The sequence below is a fragment of the Bacteroidales bacterium genome, from assembly GCA_021648725.1.
Classification (GTDB): domain Bacteria; phylum Bacteroidota; class Bacteroidia; order Bacteroidales; family JAADGE01; genus JAADGE01.
Map to the genome: position 1 here is coordinate 132,700 of JAKISF010000001.1, position 21,942 is coordinate 154,641.

The 21,942-nt window shown below is 32.3% G+C and carries 17 protein-coding genes and 1 tRNA gene; 4 read left to right on the top strand and 14 right to left on the bottom strand.

Annotation, left to right across the window (positions count from 1 at the left end; genetic code table 11):
- Nucleotides 1-47 precede the first annotated feature (47 nt).
- From rpoB to L3J35_00525, 3 genes are all read left to right on the top strand, one after another.
- A complete protein-coding gene (rpoB, locus tag L3J35_00515; GenBank protein ID MCF6364662.1) occupies nt 48-3,854 on the top strand; it encodes a DNA-directed RNA polymerase subunit beta in 3,807 nt (1,268 codons plus the stop codon).
- A gap of 64 nt (nt 3,855-3,918) precedes the next feature.
- A complete protein-coding gene (gene rpoC / locus L3J35_00520; protein MCF6364663.1) occupies nt 3,919-8,169 on the top strand; it encodes a DNA-directed RNA polymerase subunit beta' in 4,251 nt (1,416 codons plus the stop codon).
- A gap of 92 nt (nt 8,170-8,261) precedes the next feature.
- A complete protein-coding gene (locus L3J35_00525) occupies nt 8,262-8,573 on the top strand; it encodes a DUF3467 domain-containing protein (protein ID MCF6364664.1) in 312 nt (103 codons plus the stop codon).
- Between the two features lie 4 nt (nt 8,574-8,577).
- Here the strand turns inward: L3J35_00525 and L3J35_00530 are convergent, their stop codons facing one another.
- The 6 genes from L3J35_00530 to L3J35_00555 all read right to left on the bottom strand — a co-directional run bounded on the left by L3J35_00530 (nt 8,578) and on the right by L3J35_00555 (nt 15,171).
- Nucleotides 8,578-9,474 (bottom strand): hypothetical protein, encoded by an 897-nt coding sequence (locus tag L3J35_00530; protein MCF6364665.1) that lies wholly within the window; start codon nt 9,472-9,474, stop codon nt 8,578-8,580.
- Nucleotides 9,475-9,486: 12 nt separating this feature from the next.
- Nucleotides 9,487-10,704, bottom strand: a complete 1,218-nt coding sequence (locus L3J35_00535; protein ID MCF6364666.1) for a bifunctional 3,4-dihydroxy-2-butanone-4-phosphate synthase/GTP cyclohydrolase II — start codon at nt 10,702-10,704, stop codon at nt 9,487-9,489.
- 28 nt (nt 10,705-10,732) lie between these two features.
- Entirely contained in the window at nt 10,733-11,833 is a 1,101-nt protein-coding gene (locus tag L3J35_00540) for a glycosyltransferase (GenBank protein ID MCF6364667.1), read from the bottom strand.
- 91 nt (nt 11,834-11,924) lie between these two features.
- Nucleotides 11,925-13,136, bottom strand: coding sequence for a glycosyltransferase family 4 protein (locus L3J35_00545; protein ID MCF6364668.1), 1,212 nt, complete (start codon nt 13,134-13,136; stop codon nt 11,925-11,927).
- A gap of 1 nt (nt 13,137) precedes the next feature.
- Nucleotides 13,138-14,622 carry an LptF/LptG family permease gene (locus L3J35_00550; GenBank protein ID MCF6364669.1) on the bottom strand — a complete coding sequence of 495 codons (1,485 nt, stop codon included), beginning with the start codon at nt 14,620-14,622 and terminating at the stop codon, nt 13,138-13,140.
- A 168-nt stretch (nt 14,623-14,790) separates the two neighbouring features.
- Entirely contained in the window at nt 14,791-15,171 is a 381-nt protein-coding gene (locus L3J35_00555) for an START-like domain-containing protein (protein ID MCF6364670.1), read from the bottom strand.
- A gap of 104 nt (nt 15,172-15,275) precedes the next feature.
- Here L3J35_00555 and L3J35_00560 point away from each other — a divergent pair.
- Nucleotides 15,276-15,349: transfer RNA gene (locus L3J35_00560), tRNA-Met, on the top strand.
- A 52-nt stretch (nt 15,350-15,401) separates the two neighbouring features.
- Here the strand turns inward: L3J35_00560 and upp are convergent.
- The 8 genes from upp to L3J35_00600 form a co-directional block, all read right to left on the bottom strand.
- Nucleotides 15,402-16,052 carry a uracil phosphoribosyltransferase gene (upp, locus tag L3J35_00565; protein MCF6364671.1) on the bottom strand — a complete coding sequence of 217 codons (651 nt, stop codon included), beginning with the start codon at nt 16,050-16,052 and terminating at the stop codon, nt 15,402-15,404.
- 67 nt (nt 16,053-16,119) lie between these two features.
- Nucleotides 16,120-17,379 (bottom strand): nucleoside permease, encoded by a 1,260-nt coding sequence (locus L3J35_00570; protein ID MCF6364672.1) that lies wholly within the window; start codon nt 17,377-17,379, stop codon nt 16,120-16,122.
- A gap of 24 nt (nt 17,380-17,403) precedes the next feature.
- Nucleotides 17,404-17,988: a bifunctional nuclease family protein gene (locus L3J35_00575; GenBank protein ID MCF6364673.1), complete on the bottom strand. Its 585-nt coding sequence runs from the start codon at nt 17,986-17,988 to the stop codon at nt 17,404-17,406.
- A gap of 62 nt (nt 17,989-18,050) precedes the next feature.
- Complete coding sequence (locus L3J35_00580) at nt 18,051-18,758, bottom strand: 3'-5' exonuclease (GenBank protein ID MCF6364674.1); 708 nt, start codon at nt 18,756-18,758, stop codon at nt 18,051-18,053.
- A complete protein-coding gene (udk, locus tag L3J35_00585; GenBank protein ID MCF6364675.1) occupies nt 18,748-19,374 on the bottom strand; it encodes a uridine kinase in 627 nt (208 codons plus the stop codon). The genes L3J35_00580 and udk overlap by 11 nt, the downstream gene beginning before the upstream one ends.
- 93 nt (nt 19,375-19,467) lie before the next feature.
- Complete coding sequence (locus L3J35_00590) at nt 19,468-20,379, bottom strand: DUF4835 family protein (GenBank protein ID MCF6364676.1); 912 nt, start codon at nt 20,377-20,379, stop codon at nt 19,468-19,470.
- On the bottom strand, nt 20,379-21,578 hold the full coding sequence (gene coaBC / locus L3J35_00595; protein ID MCF6364677.1) for a bifunctional phosphopantothenoylcysteine decarboxylase/phosphopantothenate--cysteine ligase CoaBC: 1,200 nt from the start codon (nt 21,576-21,578) through the stop codon (nt 20,379-20,381). The genes L3J35_00590 and coaBC overlap by 1 nt, the downstream gene beginning before the upstream one ends.
- Before the next feature lie 27 nt (nt 21,579-21,605).
- Nucleotides 21,606-21,938: a DNA-directed RNA polymerase subunit omega gene (locus L3J35_00600; protein MCF6364678.1), complete on the bottom strand. Its 333-nt coding sequence runs from the start codon at nt 21,936-21,938 to the stop codon at nt 21,606-21,608.
- Between the last annotated feature and the right edge of the window lie 4 nt (nt 21,939-21,942).

Below are 21,942 nucleotides of genomic sequence, written 5' to 3' on the forward strand. Positions count from 1 at the left end.
AAACCTTTTGTTGTAATTTATAAATAATTATAAAATCAATATTTCTGATGACTACTCCAACTAAAAGAATAAATTTTGCATCAACAGGTGCAAAATTAAATTACCCGGATTTTCTTGAGATTCAATTAAAAACATTTCAGGAATTCTATCAACTTAATTCAACATATGAAGAGAGAAAATCAGAAGGATTATATAAAGTCTTTTCTGAAAACTTTCCGATTACGGACACAAGAAATAATTTTGTTCTTGAATTTTTAGATTATAGCTTAGACCCTCCTAAATATTCAATAGATGAATGTCTTGCAAGAGGTTTATCATATAGTTTACCTTTTAGAGCAAAATTAAAACTCTATTGTACCGATCCTGAGCATGAAGATTTTGATACTGTTATTCAAGATGTTTATTTGGATCAAGTTCCTTATATGACACCAAAAGGAACATTTATTATTAATGGTGCAGAACGAGCTATCGTTTCTCAACTGCACAGATCTCCCGGTGTGTTTTTTAGTCAGAGTTTGCATGCAAACGGAACTAAATTATACTCAGCCAGAATTATTCCGTTTAAAGGTTCATGGATTGAATTTGCAACGGATATTAACAATGTAATGTTTGCATACATTGACAGAAAAAAGAAATTACCTGTTACAACTCTTTTAAGAGCAATCGGATATGAAAGCGATAAAGAAATTCTCGAAATATTCGATTTAGCAGATGAAATAAAAGTAACTAAAACTTCAATGAAAGCTGCTGTCGGAACTAAGTTAGCAGCCAGAGTATTAAAATCATGGATTGAAGATTTTGTAGATGAAGATACCGGAGAAGTTGTTTCTATTGAAAGAAATGAAGTTATAATTGACAGAGAAACTGTTATAGAAGAAGAACATGTTGCTCAGATTCTTGATTCCGGTGTTAAAACCGTTTTACTTCACAGAGAATCTAAAAGTCCAATTGACTACGCACTGATTTACAGCACATTACAAAAAGACCCCTGTAACTCTGAAAAAGAAGCTGTTTTATATATTTACAGACAATTAAGGAGTGCTGAGCCCCCGGATGAATCAACAGCTCGTGAAGTAATTGATAATCTGTTCTTTTCTGATAAAAGATATGACCTTGGTGATGTGGGAAGATATAAGATGAACAAAAAACTTAATCTTAACATACCGCAAGAAACCCGAGTATTAACAAAAGAAGATATTGTTGCTATTATCAAATATTTAATTGAATTGATTAATTCTAAAATAGATGTTGATGATATTGACCATTTAAGTAACAGACGTGTAAGAACTGTTGGTGAACAATTAGGAAATCAATTTGGTGTAGGGCTTGCTCGTATGGCAAGAACTATCAGAGAAAGAATGAATGTTCGTGACAATGAGGTATTTACACCTGTTGACTTGATAAATGCAAAAACACTGTCCTCAGTAATAAATTCATTCTTCGGAACAAACCAACTGTCTCAATTTATGGATCAAACAAATCCTTTAGCGGAGATGACCCATAAAAGAAGAATGTCTGCTCTCGGACCCGGCGGTTTGTCGCGTGAAAGAGCAGGATTTGAGGTAAGAGATGTTCATTATACTCATTACGGAAGATTATGTCCGATTGAAACACCGGAAGGACCGAATATCGGTTTGATTTCTTCTTTATGTGTGTATGCAAAAATAAATGATTTAGGTTTTATTGAAACACCGTACAGAAAAGTTGAAACAGGAAAACTTGACATTACTGATAAAGGTGTTATTTATTTAAGTGCAGAAGAAGAAGATAATAAAATAATAGGACAAGCAAATTCTGAAATAGATAAAGACGGACAATTATTAACTGAAAGAGTAAGAGCTCGTTCACATGGTGATTTCCCATATATTGAAAAGGAAAAATTAGATTATATGGATGTTGCACCTAATCAAATAGCATCTATTGCAGCATCTTTAATTCCTTTCTTAGAACATAACGATGCAAACCGTGCGTTGATGGGATCAAATATGATGCGTCAGGCGGTTCCTTTAATAACTTGTGACTCTCCTATTGTAGGTACAGGAATTGAACCTGTTGTAATCAGAGACGGAAGAATTCACATCTTTGCAGAAGGTGATGGTGTTGTTGAATATGTTGATGCTGACGAGATAGTTATAAGGTATTCAAGATCTGATGATGAAAAATTTGTAAGTTTTGATGATGATACAAAAAGATATAAACTTCCTAAGTTCAGAAAAACTAATCAAAATACAACAGTTAATCTTATCCCCATTGTAAAAAAAGGAGATAAAGTAACAAACGGACAAATTTTAACCGATGGATATTCAACAGATAATGCAGAATTAGCCCTCGGCAAAAACTTGAAAGTTGCTTTTATGCCTTGGAAAGGTTATAACTTTGAGGATGCAATCGTAATTTCTGAAAGAGTAGTTCGTGAAGATATATTTACCTCAATACACGTTGAAGAACATGTTTTGCAAGTTCGTGACACTAAAAGAGGAGCAGAAGAATTAACTCCGGATATTCCGAATGTCAGTGAAGAAGCAACGAGACAACTTGACGAAAACGGTATGATCAGAATAGGTGCTCATGTTAACCCCGGTGATATTTTAATAGGAAAAATTACACCGAAAGGAGAGTCTGACCCTTCACCGGAAGAAAAATTATTGAGAGCAATTTTCGGAGATAAAGCAGGAGATGTTAAAGATGCATCTTTAAAAGCATCCCCTTCATTAAAAGGTGTTATTATTAATAAAAAATTATTTTCTCGTTCTATGAAGAACAGAAAAATGAGAAATGCCGATAAACCATTACTTGATAAAATTGATGCAGAACTGGAAAGAGAACTTATTATTTTAACCGAAAAATTAATTGATAAATTATTTATATTGGTTAACGGTAAAACATCGCAAGGTGTATTTGATTTTATTAATGTTGAGCTTATTCCTAAAGGTAAAAAGTTTGCATTGAAGAAATTAAAAGAAATTGATTTTATGTCGGTTAATCCTAATAACTGGACTACCGAAGAAAAGACAAATAAGTTGATTGAGCGTTTACTTCATAACTACGCAACAAGGAATAAAGAAATACAAGGTAAATATAAAAGAAAGAAATACAGCATTTCAGTAGGGGATGAATTACCTATAGGTATTGTACAATTAGCAAAAGTTTATATTGCCAAAAAAAGAAAGATAAAGGTTGGAGATAAAATGGCGGGACGTCACGGGAATAAAGGAATTGTAGCAAGAATTGTAAAAGATGAAGATATGCCTTTCCTCGAAGACGGAACTACTGTTGATATTGTTCTTAATCCGCTTGGTGTACCGTCAAGGATGAATTTGGGACAAATTTATGAAACAGTTCTGGGTTGGGCAGGCTTAAAATTAGGCGTTAAGTTTTTTACTCCTATTTTTGACGGAGCAACTCTTGAAGATATCAATGAATATACTGATAAAGCCGGTATCCCGAGATATGGTAAAACATATCTATACGATGGCGGCACAGGAATGAAATTCCACCAGCCTGCAACAGTAGGAGTTATTTATATGTTAAAATTAGGGCATATGGTAGATGATAAAATGCATGCTCGTTCTATCGGACCATACTCTTTAATAACACAACAACCTTTAGGAGGTAAAGCTCAGTTCGGCGGTCAGAGATTCGGAGAAATGGAGGTGTGGGCACTTGAAGCATTCGGTGCGTCTAATATCCTCCAAGAGATGCTGACAATTAAGTCAGATGATGTTGTGGGAAGAGCAAAAGCTTATGAAGCAATAGTGAAAGGAAAACCGTTGCCGAAACCGGGAACACCGGAATCTTTTAAAGTCATTTTACATGAATTAAGAGGTTTGGGCTTACGCATTAGTTTAGAATAAAATCTAAATGTTTAATATTCAGATTATAAAAGTTTTCTAGTATAACAGTTTTTAATATTATAATATGGCTTTCAGACAAAAAACAAAAGCTACAAAAGAATTTTCAAAAGTTGTAATAAGTTTATCTTCTCCGGAAGAAATTTTAGAACGCTCAAGCGGCGAAGTTTTAAAACCGGAAACAATAAACTATAGAACATATAAACCCGAAAGAGACGGATTATTCTGCGAAAGAATATTCGGACCTGTAAAGGATTATGAATGTCATTGCGGCAAATACAAAAGAATTCGATACAAAGGAATTGTTTGTGACAGATGTGGTGTTGAAGTTACCGAGAAAAAAGTAAGACGAGACAGGGTAGGGCATATTGCTCTTGTTGTTCCGGTTGTCCATCTTTGGTATTTTAGGTCTTTACCGAATAAATTAGGTTATTTATTAGGAATCCCTACTAAAAAACTAAATACAATTATTTATTACGAAAAATATGTTGTAATTCAACCCGGTGTTAAAAAAGAAGACGGCATTAATGAGCTTGATTTTCTTTCGGAAGAAGAATATATGGATATTCTGGATTCTTTGCCGAGCGATAACAATATGCTTGAAGATAACGATCCGAATAAATTTATTGCAAAAATGGGTGCCGGAGCTGTTGAATTATTACTCAACAGAATTAACTTAGATGAACTGGCTATTGACTTAAAAGATAAAGCAAATAACGAAACTTCTCAACAAAGAAAAAGTCAAGCACTAAAAAGATTAAGAGTTGTAAATGCTTTTCAAGCCTCAAAAAATGTTAATAAACCCGAATGGCTTATAGTTAAAGTTTTGCCGGTAATTCCGCCTGAATTAAGACCATTAGTACCTTTAGACGGAGGACGTTTTGCAACTTCAGATTTAAATGATTTATACAGAAGGGTTATTATCAGAAATAACAGACTTAAAAGATTAATAGAAATAAAAGCACCGGAAGTTATTCTCAGAAATGAGAAAAGAATGCTACAGGAAGCCGTTGATTCATTATTTGACAATTCAAGAAAATCAAGTGCTGTTAAAACTGATGCAAACAGACCTTTAAAGTCGTTAAGTGACAGCTTAAAAGGTAAACAAGGTCGTTTTCGTCAAAATTTACTGGGTAAGCGTGTTGATTATTCTGCACGTTCGGTTATTGTTGTAGGTCCTGAGTTAAAACTTCACGAATGCGGTTTGCCGAAAGAAATGGCTGCTGAACTTTATAAGCCTTTTATCATAAGAAAACTCATTGAAAGAGGAATTGTAAAAACGGTTAAATCTGCAAAGAAAATTGTTGACAGAAGAGATGCAGTTGTTTGGGATATTCTTGAAAATGTATTAAAAGGACATCCTATTTTGCTGAATCGTGCTCCTACTCTTCATAAACTTGGGATTCAGGCATTTCAGCCAAAACTAATTGAAGGAAAAGCAATACAATTACACCCATTGGTTTGTACTGCTTTTAATGCCGACTTTGACGGTGATCAAATGGCCGTTCATTTACCCTTAGGAAATGATGCTGTTATAGAGGCTCAAATGTTAATGTTAGCATCTCATAATATATTAAATCCCGCAAACGGAGCACCAATTACAGTTCCTTCGCAAGACATGGTTTTAGGGTTGTATTATATTACAAAAGCTAAGAAAAATTCAAAAATTCATACCGTAAAAGGTGAAGGTTTAACTTTCTATTCAGCAGAAGAAGTAATAATTGCATATAATGAAAAAGCAGTTGATATGCATTCTGTTATTAATGTATTGGTAAACGATGAATTAATTGAAACAACTGTAGGTCGTGTAATTTTTAATAAATTAGTTCCGGAAGAAGTAGGTTATATTAATGAAGTTTTAACTAAAAAATCGTTACGAACAATTATCGGAAATGTATTAAGCACTTGCGGTATTGCTAAAACTGCTAAATTTTTGGATGATATTAAAAGTCTTGGTTATAAAACAGCTTTTGAAGGCGGCTTATCATTTAATTTAGATGATGTAATTATTCCGAAAGTAAAAAGCGAAATGGTTGAAGACGGTTATAAACAAGTTGAAGAAGTAATGAATAACTTCAATATGGGATTTATTGCTAATAATGAAAGATATAACCAAATTATTGATATATGGACACATACGAATGCAAGATTGACCCAACAAGTGATGAACGAAATCAGTTCGGATAAAGAAGGGTTTAACTCAGTTTATATGATGCTTGATTCCGGAGCAAGGGGGTCAAGAGAGCAAATTCGTCAACTTTCAGGAATGAGAGGATTGATGGCGAAACCTCAAAAATCCGGTGCAACAACCGGGCAAATTATTGAAAACCCGATTCTTTCTAACTTTAAAGAAGGACTTTCAGTTTTGGAATATTTTGTTTCTACTCACGGTGCCAGAAAAGGACTTGCAGATACGGCTCTTAAAACTGCAGATGCCGGTTATTTAACCAGAAGACTTGTAGATGTTGCTCAAGATGTTGTAATAACGGAAGAAGATTGCAATACATTAAGGGGACTTATGGCAAGCACCGTTATGAAAAAAGATGAAATTGTTGTAACTCTCGGAGAAAGGATTTTAGGAAGAACTACAGTTCATGATATCTGCCACCCGAGTGATAACAGCCTAATTATTAAAGCAGGTGTTGAGATTACAGAAGATGTTGCAAAACTAATTGAAGATTCTCCTATTGAGAGAGTTGAGATCAGATCAGTTTTAACCTGTGAAACCAGACAAGGTGTTTGTGCAAAATGTTACGGTCGTAATTTATCAACCGGTCGAATGGTTCAAAGAGGCGAGGCAGTAGGTGTTATTGCTGCTCAATCAATCGGAGAACCGGGTACACAGCTTACATTAAGAACATTCCACGTAGGAGGTGTTGCCGGTGGTGCAGCCTCTGAAAACAGTATTACTGCAAAATATGACGGTATTGCCCATTTTGAAGATTTAAGAACTGTTCCTGTTGAAAAAGACGGTAAAAAATATGATATTGTTGTAAGCAGAATGACAGAGTTGAAAGTTCATGATAAGAATACAGATACCATGTTGACGAGTTATTCAATACCTTATGCTTCAAGACTATATGTAAAAGAAGGCGAAATTTCAAAAGGTATGCTGATTTGTGAGTGGGATCCTTATAATGCTCTTATTATTTCTGAATTTTCGGGTCAAATAGCTTTTAAAAATCTTGAAGAGGGAGTTACTTATAAAATTGAAAAAGACGAACAAACAAACTATATTGAAAAAGTAATTATAGAGTCAAAAGATAAAAGAAAAAACCCGGAAATTGTAATTCTGGATAAAGACGGAGAAGTTATAAGAGAATATAATATTCCGGCAGGTGCACATTTATCTGTTGAAAACGGCGATAAAATAGGTCAAGGTGATATTATTGCAAAAATTCCGAGAGCAGCCGGTAAAGCAGGTGATATTACAGGAGGTCTTCCGAGAGTAACTGAACTTGTTGAAGCAAGAAACCCTTCTAACCCTGCAGCAGTATCAGAAATTGACGGAATTGTTTCTTTCGATAAAATAAAAAGAGGTAAGAAAGGAGTAATTGTTACGTCTAAAACCGGAGAGAAAAAATTATATTACATTTCTCTTTCAAAACAAATTTTAGTACAATCAGGCGATTTTGTAAAAGCCGGTATGCCGTTATCAGACGGTGCAATTACACCGAAAGATATTTTGGATATAAAAGGAACAACAAAAGTTCAGGAACATATTGTTAATGAAGTTCAAGAGGTTTACCGTTTACAAGGTGTGAAAATTAATGATAAGCATTTTGAGGTAATTGTACGTCAAATGATGAAAAAAGTTGAAATAGAAGATGCCGGAGATACAATATTCCGAGAAAAACAAGTTGTTGATAAATGGGATTTTATTGATGAGAATGATAACATTTTCGGAATGAAAGTAATTGAAGATCATGGTGACTCTGTAAATTACAAAGTAGGAGAGATTCTTTCGAACAGAAAACTCGGAAATGAAAATTCGATGCTTAAAAGAAAAGATATGGCTCAAATGGTTGCAAGAGATGCAATACAAGCTACGTCAAGCCCTGTATTACAAGGGATTACCAAAGCGTCCCTGGCAACCAAAAGCTTCTTGTCGGCAGCGTCATTCCAAGAAACAACAAAGGTTCTGAATATGGCTGCTATTTCCGGTAAAACAGATTATTTATTAGGATTAAAAGAGAATGTAATTGTAGGACACAAGATTCCTGCAGGTACAGGAATGAGAGAGTATAGTTCATTAATTGTAGGATCGAAGCAAGAATATGATAAGTTGAAAGAAGATTCGATAAATGAAGATGCTTAAAAATGTTTATATTGAGTCGTCAGGCTTCTTACTTTAATAATATAAAAAGCTTAAGTCGGGAGATTTAAGCTTTTTCTTTAAAAAATAAAATAATGGAAAATACAGAAAACAAAGGCGGATTAAATATCGAGTTATCTGAGGAAATTGCACAAGGGACTTATTCAAATTTAGCGGTTATATCACATTCTGCGTCAGAATTTATTGTTGATTTTGCAAGAATGATGCCCGGAATACCGAAAACTCCTGTTAAATCAAGAATAATAATGACACCGGATAATGCTAAGAGATTATTAAATGCATTAAGTGAAAATGTGAAAAAATATGAAAATACTTTCGGTGTGATTAAAGAAAATAAAGGACCGAAGATTCCTATGAATTTTGGAGGACCTACTGCAAAAGCTTAAGGTCTTACAGTATTTTTGAGATTGCATTTGCAAATAAATCAGCAGCAGGCGGATAAAACCTGAACCATAATTCGGGTTCAATCATTTCAAGCTCACCTACTGCCGGTTTGTTGTTATTATCAAAAATAATATCAACACGAGCATATATCGGTTTAGGATTACATGCCGAAACAACTTCTTCTGCAAATTTGATTTCATTTGAAGAAGCAGTGTATTCATAAACACTACCTCCGAAATCATCTTGAACTTTAAATTCTCCTTTCTTAGCTTTTTTTAAAATTGCATGACTGAATTTTCCGTCAAAAATCATAAAAGCAAGTTCTCCTTTTTCGTAAATATTGTATTGAAATTCTTGAAGCATCATATCTTCTTCAAAAATTAATTTTTTGAATACTTCTTCATGCAAATTTACATTTTCTGCAGTCAACTTATAAGTATGTCTGCCTGCTCCTGAAACTGTCGGTTTTAAAACGGCTTCTTTCCAATTGCAATATTTGAAGATGTTTTTTAAAGTTCTGTTATCGTACCTTTTTATAAAGTAGGTGTTCGGAATATTTATACCTTTTTCGTGCAGGTATTTAAGATAATGTTTGCCAATATTCCAACGAATTGTTTCGGGGGAATTAATAAATGTAGTTTTGTGTTTTGTATTGTCTAACCATTTTGAGAATTCCTCAAAACGATGAAAATAATCCCAAACGGTTCTGAAAAGTGTAATTTTTGCAGTAGAAAAGTCAAAATCGGGATTATCCCAATAAGTTCTTGTAACTTTTAATCCTTTTTTTTTGAGTGCTTTTTTTACAAGTTCATCTTCTTGAAGAACCTGTTTTATATACCAATCCGGGTTTATCGGTTTGCAGAAACTTTTTTGAGTTAAAATAACAACATCGTAATTCTTCATAAACGGAAAATATCAGATTTTCTTTAAATCGTGTCCCATTTTAGCCTTTTTTGTTTCCATATAAAATTTATTATGTTTATTGGTTTCAATTTCAATAGGAACAACTTCTATTATTTCTAATCCGTAACCTTCTAATCCGGCACGTTTTACGGGATTGTTGGTCATTAATCTTATTTTGCAGATACCTAAATCTCTTAAAATTTGAGCACCTACGCCGTAATCTCTTTCGTCATCATCAAAACCGAGTTTGTGATTTGCTTCAACAGTATCATAACCTTGCTCTTGCAATTTGTAGGTTTTTATTTTATTGAAATATCCTATTCCTCTTCCTTCTTGATCCATATACAAAATTAAACCCTTACCTTCTTTATCAACCATTTTCATAGATTCATGAAGTTGGTCGCCGCAATCGCAACGTTGAGAACCAAAAATATCACCCGTAACGCAGGATGAATGGACTCTTACCAAAACAGGTTCTTCTTTTTTCCATGTTCCTTTGATAAGAGCGGAATGTTCAAGCCCGTTTGATAATTGTTTATAAGGAATTAAGTCAAAATTTCCGAAACTTGTCGGCATTTTAACTCTTTCGCCTCTTTCAATTAAAGTTTCTTCTTTTAATCTGTATGAAATAAGATCTTTTATGGTTACAATTTTGAGATTGTGCTTTTCGGCAACTTTAAACAACTCGGGTAAACGAGCCATTGTTCCGTCATCATTCATAATTTCGACTAATGCTCCTCCGTGTTTTAAGCCGGCAAGTCTTGTGAGGTCAACGGTTGCTTCGGTGTGTCCTGCACGTCGTAAAACGCCCATGTTTTTAGATTTAAGCGGAAAAATATGTCCGGGTCTTCCGAGGTCTTCCGATTTTGTGTCATCGGCAACAAGAGCTTTTATTGTTTTTGCACGGTCAGAAGCAGAAATCCCTGTTGTACATCCTTCGCCTATTAAATCTACCGAAACCGTAAAGGGTGTTTCATGCAAAGATGTATTGTTCTGTTTGCCTATCATTAATTCCAAGTCTAATTCTACGCATTTTGTTTCCGGAATTGCTGCACAAATTAAACCTCTTCCGTATTTTGCCATAAAATTGACTTTTTCGGGTGTTATTAATTCGGCAGAAGTAATAAAATCGCCTTCATTCTCTCTGTCTTCATCATCAACAACAATTATTATTTCTCCGTTTTTAATTGCTTCGATTGCTTCGGGTATTGTATTGAGTTGTTCTTTTATATTTTTGCTCATTATTATGTATTGTTTTTCAGTTATTTAATTGATTTCTTTTTGTCGGTTGCCAGATGCCGCTTTTTACTCCTGTTAAATATTTTAAAAAGCCGATTAATAATGCTGCATTCATTGAGTAAAAATGCGTAATATACCTAAGTACAGGCAGATGTATTTTTAGTCTTTTTAAAATTAAGTCAATAAAAAGAACTGCGAAAGTAATAGTAATTAAATAAATGCTGACAATATATATGTTAAAATTCAGCAGAAATATATTTGCGATAAGTGCAGAAAGAATAAAAAAAGGTCCGAACCATCTTAAAACTTTATGTGAAAAGAAACAAAATGACAGTCCTTTCATTGATGAAAACAGCAATTTTCTGTAAGCAATAAGGTTTTGGAAGTTTCCTGTTGAGATTCTTATTTTTCTTCTGAACTCTTCTTTTAAATCATTGGAAACATCCTCATAAACAACAGCTTGCTTGCAGTTAACGGCTTTCCTGCCTTGTTTTAGAATATTCATACAGATATAAAAATCGTCAACCAAAAAATTTGAGGGAACAGGTTTATATAAACCGGCTCTTATTGAATAACAACCGCCGAAGGGTCCCATCATTGTACCGAATAAAATACTTTCGTTTTGCTTAATTTTAACTTCACCCGAAATGTAGTTGCTCTCAGGAATTGATATTCCGGTATTTGAAATGGATTCTTTTGTATTTCTCATTTGAGAATCAACTAAACCTATGGATTTATCTTTGTAATATTTTACCATTTCAAAAATTGTATTTTTTGAAAAAATAACATTTGCATCTGTAATAATGAGAATATTTCCTGTTGCTTTTTTTTGAAGTTGATTAATAATGCTCGGTTTTCCTTGTCTTTCTTTAAAAATTGTAAAAAACAGATTTTTATGTTTTTCGGAATATTTTTCTACTATGTTATTTGTATTATCATCAGAATTATCAGAGCCGATTATTAGTTCTAACTTTTCGGAAGGGTATTCGGAACTAAATACAGATTTAATTTTTTCTTCAATAACAGCTTCTTCGTTATATAAAGACATTAAAATTGAAACCGTAGGCAAATTGTCAGAGTCGGAAGAATGAAAATTGTAAGGTTCTTTTTTATTCTTCACCAAAACTTTTAAAATTAACGGAAAAAATACATAAGAATGCAGAATAGCAGAAACGGAAAGCCAAAATAGTATTTGAAAGAAAATTTCCAATTTAATTTTTTAATTGCTTTTTATAAAACTCAATTAATGATTTTGAGATTGCAAAATTATCAAAATTATTCAGAATAAACTGTTGTGCATTGAATGAAATACTTTTTAAATCTATTTTGTTTTCGTAAATTTCAGTTATTGTTTGCTTAAACTCATTAATTGTATTTGCAATTAAAAAATCTGTTCCGTTCTTACCGTTAATACCTTCTGCTCCTTTACTTGTAGATAATATAATATTGCCTGATGCCATTCCTTCAATTATTTTTATTCTCATACCACTGCCGGATAATAACGGCACAATCATAACATCGTGACTTTTCATAAAGGAAACTGCATTGTCAATTTCTCCGAGGTAGTTTATGTTTTTATAATTTTTAAAAGTTTTTTCTAACCAATCCGGAGCATTTCTGCCTGCTATTGAGAATGTTAAATTTTTGTATTTTTTTGAAATTTCAGTCCAAACATTTTCTAAAAACCAAATTAATCCTTCTTGGTTCGGTGTCCAATCCAAAGAACCGATATGGAATATTTCTATTTCTTTAAAATCTTTTTCTTTTGATTTGTATTTTGATGCATTAACACCCGTCGGGCAAACAATGGTACTTTTTTTGTTTCCTGTTTTATTGAAATAGTCGGCATCTCTCTGTGTAATAGGAATAAGAATGTCGTATTTATTTGAGAATGATAATTCAAATTTTTTCATTCTTTTTGCAATAATTTGCAAATATATTTTTTTGAGAAAACTTTTTTCTTGCTTCAATGTTTGTTCCCAAATTTCGTGTTCAATATTATGTGCTCTGAATACAATTTTTGCTTTTGAATGTTTTTTTATTGTTTCAATATAAGGCATCATATATAAACCTTCTATTTGAATAAAATCATATTTATTGTTTATTAACAGTTTTTTAAGTTCTTTTTTAAAGTCTTCATTTATAAATCGTTCTGCGTTATACGGTATCTTTGAGAAGAATAAATTCTTTAATGCTTTTAATATTCTGATTTCCGTATTAATATTTACGGTTTTTATATTTATATTTTTATGAACTTTATTTTTAACAGAATTCAAATCAACATAATGCTTCTTTGTATTGCAGGATAATATTTCAACTCGACAACCGGCTTCTGCAAATCCTAAGCTTAAATTGTAAACAGCAATTGAGCCTCCGTCTTTCGGGGGAAAAGGGACTTTATTGTGTATTTGAAGAATTTTCATCTTATGTATTCAATCTTAATATACGAGATATTTTTTTAAGAATTTCTTCAAATTTCTGGATGTTTATAATTTTTGAGTCTTTTGTAGCTTGGTATGAAACGTAAACGCCGATTGGGAATAAAATGCCGGGTGCAAGCCAAGCTCCGAGAAAAACAGGAACAGCACTTTCTATTGCAGCTTTTTCTCCGAAACTGAATAATACATAATAAAACATGAATAACAGGACAGAAACTAAGATGGGAAGACCGAATCCGCCTTTTCTAATTATTGCTCCTAAGGGTGCTCCTATAAAGAAGAAGACCAAACAAGCAAATGAAAGCGAAAATTTCTTATACCAAGCTAATTGGTGCTTTTTTAACCATTTTAAACGATTACTGAGAGATTGACTGTTGTTTTCAATATTTGTTTTTAACCTGTTTGCAGAAGTTAAAGAACTTTGTAATGCTTTTTGTTTTTCACTTATTGACATTTTTTCATATATACTGTCTAAGTTCATTCTTGATATTAATTTTTCAGGATTTTGGTATCTGCTTATTGAGTCTCTATGTTTTATCTTATTGTCTTTAATTTCAGCTAATCTTTTTTCATGTTTGAAATAATTAAATTCAATTAATTTCCTATTATAACTTTCTGCTCTGTTGTAATATTCTTTTTTTAACGAGTCAATTGCATAGGAAAGTTGCTTTGTATCCATAATCTCATAATGTTTTTCAAATAAACTTTCATCGCTTTTTTTCATAGAAATATCAGGTAATTTAAAAACAATGGTTTGTTTTGTAAAACGGTCATGCCTGTACGGATATTCTTTTACGGAGCTGTTATGTTTTTCTTTCATTTCTGTATAATTGCTGCCACTGTATAAGGTTACAATCATATTTTTTTGGTCTCTTGTAATATTCATTTCTCCGGAGTCGGCAACGGTAACATCTTTATTTCCTTTTTGTTTTGTATGATTATATATCATAAAGCCGTACATCATTCCGGTATCCGGGTCTTTATCTTCAATTTTAATACTGTAGCCGTCTATGTCATTATTAAAAACACCTGTTTTAATGTTTAATTCAGGGCGTTTCCTTGATAAATCATATAATAAGCCGGCATATTTTAAGTTTGTATAAGGAAGCACATTATTTGAGAAGTAAAAAGCACCTATACTAAGTAAGATAATAAAAACAATTAATGAACTCATAATTCTCCATAATGAAATTCCTGAAGTTTTCATTGCGGTAAGTTCAAAATGTTCTCCTAAGTTGCCGAATGTCATCACGGAAGCAAGCAAAACTGCCAAAGGCAAAGCCATAGGAACTAACATTGCTGCTGAATAAAAAAGGACTTTGAGAATAAAGTACCATTCTAAACCTTTTCCTACCATATCCTCTATCCACAGCCATATAAATTGCATTAAGAAAAAAAAGATAGAAATTGCAAAGGTTATAATAAACGGACCTATGAAAGATTTAATTATTAGTATGTGTATTTTTTTCACTTATACTTTGAATATAATACAAAAGTAGAAAAATTATAAATAAAACTTTATTATCATAAGTTAATTTTAATTAAAAAAGATTAAATTTCATTAATTATGTGAGCACACTAAAAATGAGATATTGGGGTTGGTTTCTAAATTGTCAGCGAAGAAATGTTTAATTAATATTTATACACCTAAAGTATGCTTTAAGCCCTCAACTTGCTCATTCCACATTTCAATTATACTTTCTTTTTCGTCCTGTTCTGCAAAGTCAATAATTTGAAGAGCAACATCTCCTGTAAGTTCTTGTTTGTGAATGCTAAATTCAAAGTAAGTACCTTCTTCTGAATCTAACCATTTGAATCGGATGTAATTGTCAGATTTTTTTTCAATCAATTTTGCTTGTTGCTCTGAACGATCCCATATAAAAGTATATATCCCGTCTTCTAATGTAACTTTGTTTGCAAACCATTCTTCTAAGCCGGAAGGGTTGCTTAATCTGTAAAATAATATTTTAGGAATGGTGTTAATCGAATATTCTAAGTCAATCCTCTCTAAATTCTCCATATATTTTTATTTATAGTGTCTGCAATTTAAGAAAAAAAAACAAATAAAAAAAATATTTTCTTTCAGTTTTAATCAAAGTTTATATATTTGCATCCGCAAAAAAAGGCGAGGTAGCTCAGTCGGTTAGAGCGTCGGATTCATAACCCGGAGGTCACGAGTTCAATTCTCGTTCTCGCCACAAAAAAAGACTTCTTTTTTCTAGAAGTCTTTTTTATTTAATGTACGAAAGGTTAAATCTTATCTCCGTATGCCAAATCTCCTGCATCGCCTAAGCCGGGAACAATATATGATTTTGCCGTTAGTTCATTATCCATTGCACCGACCCAAATTGTGTATTTACCTTCCGGTAAGTTTTCCTGCATATATTCTACTCCTTCTTTCGCGGCAATAATCGTAACTATATGAGTATGTTTTGGGTCTTCATTTTTTGTCAAATCTTTATATGCTAATACTAAGGATGAACCGCTTGCTAACATCGGATCAGAGAGGATTAAAAATTTATCGTCTATATTCGGGGTTGATAAATACCCCGATTTTATTTCAAAGCTGTTATCTTTATGATATTTTCTGAAAGAACCGACAAAAGCATTTTGTGCATAATCAAAATAGTTTAATAAACCTTGGTGAAGCGGTAAACCTGCACGCAAAACTGTTGCTAATACAATATTATCTTTCATAATTTGCATATCGGTTGTTCCGAGCGGAGTTGTAACTTCTTTTTTCTCAAATTCTAACTCTTTACTCAGTTCATAAGCAAAAATTTCTCCTATACGTTCTAAGTTTTTTCTAAACCGAAGCCTGTCGTTTTGAATATTGACATCTCTTAATTCAGAAATAAACTTATTTAAGATTGAGTTTTGCTCGCCAAGAATATGTATCATATTTTATGATTATAATAATAAATAAATATCTTATATTTTAAGTTTAAAACGTCTAAGATTAAAGTCTTTAATGGCTTATATCTTTAATTTTATCCGGATTGTGTTTATGCTTAAATAAGAATATAAATAAAACGGCAACAATTAGTGCGTATAATGCAAATCCTAACCAGATATTTTTCCAATCCCATGTGCCGTCAGATAATACATAAAATTTATCAATAATGATACCGCTTCCTAAAGCTCCTATCATTGTTCCGAAACCGTTAGTCATCATCATAAACAGTCCTTGAGCACTACCGCGCATTTTGCTGTCTGTTTCTGTTTCAATAAATAAAGAGCCTGAGATATTAAAGAAGTCAAAAGCCAATCCGTAAATTATCATTGAAAGAATAATGAAAATAAGTCCGAATCCTTCGGGTTCTCCGATTCCGAACAAAGCAAACCTGAGAACCCATGCAAACATACTGAATATCATAACTTTTTTTATGCCGAAACGTTTTAAGAAAAACGGAATTGTAAGAATAAAAAGAGTTTCGGATATTTGAGAAATAGACATGACAATTGTTGAATATTTAATAACAAATGAGTCCGCATATTTAGGTATTTCTTTGAAATGGTCAAGGAACCGGTCGCCGTACATATTAGTTAATTGCAAAGATGCACCCAGCATCATTGAAAATATAAAGAAAATTGCCATTTTATAGTTGCCGAATAACTTAAAGGCTTCTAATCCGAATAGTTTTACAAATGAAGATTTTTCGGCAACTTTTTGTTGCGGCCGGCATTTAGGCAAAGAGAAAGAGTATATTCCTAAAATAAGCGAAGCAATTGCTGAAATATAAAATTGATTTTCACTTGCTTTGTTTCCTGTTAAATTAGTAAACCACATGGCAGCTATAAAACCGATTGTTCCCCAAACACGTATTGGCGGGAACGATTTAACAACATCTAATTTTGCAATATTAAGTGCATTGTATGCTACTGTGTTGGTTAATGCAATTGTCGGCATATAAAAACTCATAGCAAGCAGCATTACCCAAAAAAATGTATCGGGGTTGTTTATAAACGGAAAGCTTGCTACTGCCGCTCCTGCTATAATATGTGAAACGGCATAAACTATTTCTGCATTAACCCATCTGTCGGCAATGATTCCGGTGATAGTAGGCATAAACAATGATGCAATTCCTAATGTCAGGAATACTGCACCAAATTCGGTAGGTCCCCATCCCATTGTTCCGAACCAATAGTTTGCAAAAGTTATCAGCCAAGAACCCCATACAAAGAATTGCAGGAAGTTCATTATCGTTAATCTTAGTTTTATTCCCATACTTTATTCTTAATTATTATATTTCTACTTTTCTTTTCTTTTCTTTAACTCGTCTCGAATTTTTGATGCCGTTTCATAATCTTCATTATTAATTGCTTCTTGCATCATTTTTTTTAATTCTTTATCTGACAAGCTTTTATAATCTCTTTTCTCATCAGATTTATCTTTGCTCGGTTCAGAACTTGTTTTTTGTATATCTTCATTAATCATCATTCCGGCTTTATCAATAATGCTTTCTTTTACAAAAATAGGTGCATGAAACCTCAATGCAATAGCAATGGCATCGGAAGTTCTGGAATCTATTTTAATTTTTGTATGTTCTTTTTTGCAAATAATTTCCGAATAAAATATTCCTTCTTCTAATTTAACAATATTAACTTCAACCACTTCAATACGAAATGAATTAGCCATATTTACAAACAAATCATGAGTTAAAGGTCTGAACGGTTTTAAACCTTCAAGTTGAATGGCAATAGATTGAGCTTCGGATGTGCCGATTATTACGGGGAGTCTTCTGTTTCCGTCTTCTTCCTCGAGTATTAATGCGTAGGCTCCGTGCCTTGTTTGGCTGTATGATAATCCTGCAATTTTTAAACGAATTTTTTTCATTTATATTCGGCGTCTCTGTTCTTAACAGCAAAAGTAAACAATAGCTTTAAATTTGCAATTTTTTAATTTACACTTATTATATTTTCCGGTTTCAGCAGTTCTTTATTTTTATATCTTAAATAAAGTTGAACAACTGCTGCAACATCTTTTTCGCAATATTTTGCAATTCTTTTAATATCTTTTTCTTTATAATAAATATCGGCAACCATACTTCCGTCAATATCATCTTTCGGTGTGGGGATGTTGAATATTTCGGTTAAAAGTTCTAATGACGTATAGTGTTTGTAATCACCGAATTTCCAGAGTTCAAGTGTATCTAAATGTCTTACCTCCCAAGGTTTTTTTCCTGCAAAATTTAATATTTTAGGAATCGGGATATTGTTAATCAGCATTCTTCTCGCTATATACGGATAATCAAATTCTTTTCCGTTATGTGCACATAAATATTTGTTGCTTGTATTGTATGATTTTTCTACTAAATTTTTGAAACCTGAGAGAATTTCTTTTTCATCATCTCCGAAGAATGATTTTATTCTTAATTTACCATCATTAATAAAACCTGCCGAAATACAGATGATTTTTCCGAATTCGGCATAAATTCCTGCTCTTTGCCAAATATCTTCCGGTTTTTCGTCATCTTTGATAAAATGTTTTGCTTTTTTTTCCCATAAATATTTCATTTTATCCGATAGGTTATCAAAGTTTTCGGAGTTAGGAACTGTTTCAATATCAATAAAAAGAATTTGCTCGTTTTTAATGTTATTTAACATTGTATTTATTGTTTAGGTTTTTTTCGATGATGGTTGAAAGCATTTCAATTGCAACTTTGTTATGTCCGCCTTGCGGAATTATTATGTCAGCATAGCTTTTTGAGGGTTCTATAAATTGAAGGTGCATGGGTTTAACAGATTTAGAATAGCGTTCCAGAACTTTTTTTACGGTTCTTCCTCGTTCAATAATATCACGTTCTATTACTCTTCCTAATCGGTCGTCGTCATCTGCATATACAAATATTTTTATATCGAATAAATCTCGAAGTTTTTTATTTGTGAGTACAAGTATTCCTTCAACAATTACAACTTCGTGAGGTTCAATGGTTGTTGTTTCTTTTTCTCTTGTGCAGGTTAGGTAGGAATATTTGGGCTCTTCAATAGATTTGTTTTGTTTCAGTTTTTTTATATGTTCTATTAAAAGTTCAAATTCAATAGAATTAGGATGGTCGAAGTTAATTTTTTGTCGTTCTTCAAGAGGAAGCGAGCTGTTATCTTTATAATATGAATCTTGTGAAAGTACGGCAACTTCGCCCTTCGGCAGTTGTTCTACTAATTTTTTAACCACTGTTGTTTTGCCTGAACCTGTTCCGCCTGCAATTCCTATAACTAACATGCTTTATTAATTTTATGAAGTTTTGACTACTTCTCAAAATTAATAAAAATTACTTAACTTAAAAGTTATGATTAAAATATTGTTAAACAGAAATTAATTTTGTGTTTTCATTATGTTATCAACTTCTGAATTTGTAGGGGCAATTTCTTTTAAAATATTATAAACTTTTCTTTTTTCTTGTGGTGGAGCGTCTGAGAATATTTTTACGATTTCAGACATTTTAGTAGATAAAAAGATGCTTAAAAAATATGAATCAGGTTTTCTGTTATAGACATTTTTCAGCAGCATAATTGAATTTGCAATTTCTGCTCTTCCTTGAATAAGTTTTTCGGTCATTTGGTCTAAACCTAATCGATGATATTTGTAGTACAGTTTTCGTATTCCGGAATTGTCGTTTGAGGTCATGTGTTCAATTAAGTAGAATCTGTTTTTTCTGCTGCTTGTTCCGAATGCTTGCCAAGTTTGATCAAAAGGGTCTGCTTGTGCATGGTCTTTAATTTGTTTGGCTTTTTGCAGAAATTCTGTTCCTCCGAGCATTGAATAAGAATCGTAATCTAAGCCGATTATTATATATGCATAAAATGCTAATACGGAGGTTAAGTTGGAAAGATGAGTATTTTCATTAAAGTCTAATGCTTGCCCTTCGACATAAGTAAATTCAAAATCTTTGTCTTCTTTGTAATTGAACAAAGTTGATTTATAGTTTGTGTTGAAAATTGTTCTGGTGGATTGGATTGATATATTTCCTTTAAATTTATCTATTCCGTTATAACTTTTAAGGTTTATTTGAATTTGACATTCGATTCTTTCATTGTTAGAGAAAACATTATTAGTCCATTTTCTGTTATTCATAAATTCGTATAAATCTTGTTGCATTTTAATATACAAATCTCTGTTTGTTCCTTGAATTTGGTTGCTGTTAATACTGATTCTGCAATTAAGTTCTTGCGAGAAAAGATTATATGCAGAAACAATTATAAACAGAAAAACTATTGTTTTTTTCATTATTGATATATTAATTCAATTATTGTAGCAGTTATATCTTCTGCAACTTCTTTTTTAGATTTTAACTCAAATCTTTGTATATTATTGTCTTTATCAATAACAGTAATTTTATTTGTATCAAAAGCAAAACCTGCTCCTTTGTCTTTTAGAGAGTTCAGAACTATAAAATCAAAGTTTTTGTTTTTAATTTTTTGTTGTGCATTTTTTAACTCGTTATCTGTTTCTAATGCAAAACCTACGGTTAGTTGATTTTTTCTTTTTTTATTGCTCAGTTCTGCGGCAATATCTTTTGTTGGAATTAATTCTATGTTTAAAGAGTCTGTTTTCTTTTTTATTTTTGAGTTTTTTTGATGTTTTGGGGTGTAATCAGCAACTGCGGCAGCAAAAATTATAATATCTTGCTTGTTAAAATGTTTTTTTGTTTGTTTGTACATTTCGTCAGCCGATTCAACATTGATGAGATTTATTGATTTATTAATAGGTTTAATTGATACCGGACCTGATATTAATGTTATATCTCCGCCATTTTCTGCCAATGTTTCGGCTAATGCAAATCCCATTTTACCTGATGAGTTATTTCCTATAAATCTTACGGGGTCAATTTTTTCGTGCGTAGGTCCGGCAGTAATTAAAACTTTAAAATTATTCAGTTTTTTTTTTGAGTTGAAAAAGGTTTCAATTTTTTCTACTATTTGTTCCGGTTCTGCCATTCGTCCTTTTCCTTCCAAACCGCTTGCAAGTTCACCGGTTTCTGCATCAATAATATGGTTTCCGAAAGATTTTAATTTAGCAATATTTGATTGAACGGCTGTATGTTTAAACATATCTAAATCCATTGCAGGAGCCCAAAATACAGGACACTTTGCTGAAAGATATGTTGTGAGCAAAAGGTTGTCGGCAATTCCGTTTGCTGCTTTTCCTATTGTGTTAGCGGTTGCGGGTGCAATGATAAAAGCATCTGCCCAAAGTCCTAAATCTACGTGGCTGTTCCAATCACCGTTTTCGGGATTATAGAACATTTTTAAAACAGGTCTTTTAGAAAGTGTGGCAAGGGTTAAAGGTGTTATAAACTTTTCTGCAAAAGGTGTTGTGATAACTTGCACTTCGGCTTCTTTTTTTATAAGCAGTCTTATAAGAATAGCCGCTTTATAAGCAGCTATTCCTCCTGTGATACCTAAGAGTATTTTTTTTCCTTTCATCAAATGCCGATTATTTGACAAATTTAATTATTTTTCTTCAAGTTCTTCGTCTGATCTTCTAAAATAAATATCTTCATCTAAATATTCTCTTGTTGCAATTAAAATCGGTTTAGGAAGGCGTTCGTAAAATTTAGAAATTTCAATTTGTTCTCTGTTTTCAAATATTTCTTCTAAATTATCGGTATATGAAGCAAATTCTTGAAGTTTTTTGTCAAGTTCTTCTTTTAGCTCTCTTTGAATTTGTTTAGCTCGCTTTGAGATAATTGTAAGTGATTCATAAATATTTCCTGTTTGTTTTTCAAATTCAGAAAAATCTCTTGTAATGGTTGAATCTGATGCAGTTGTTTTTTTGTAGTCCATATTA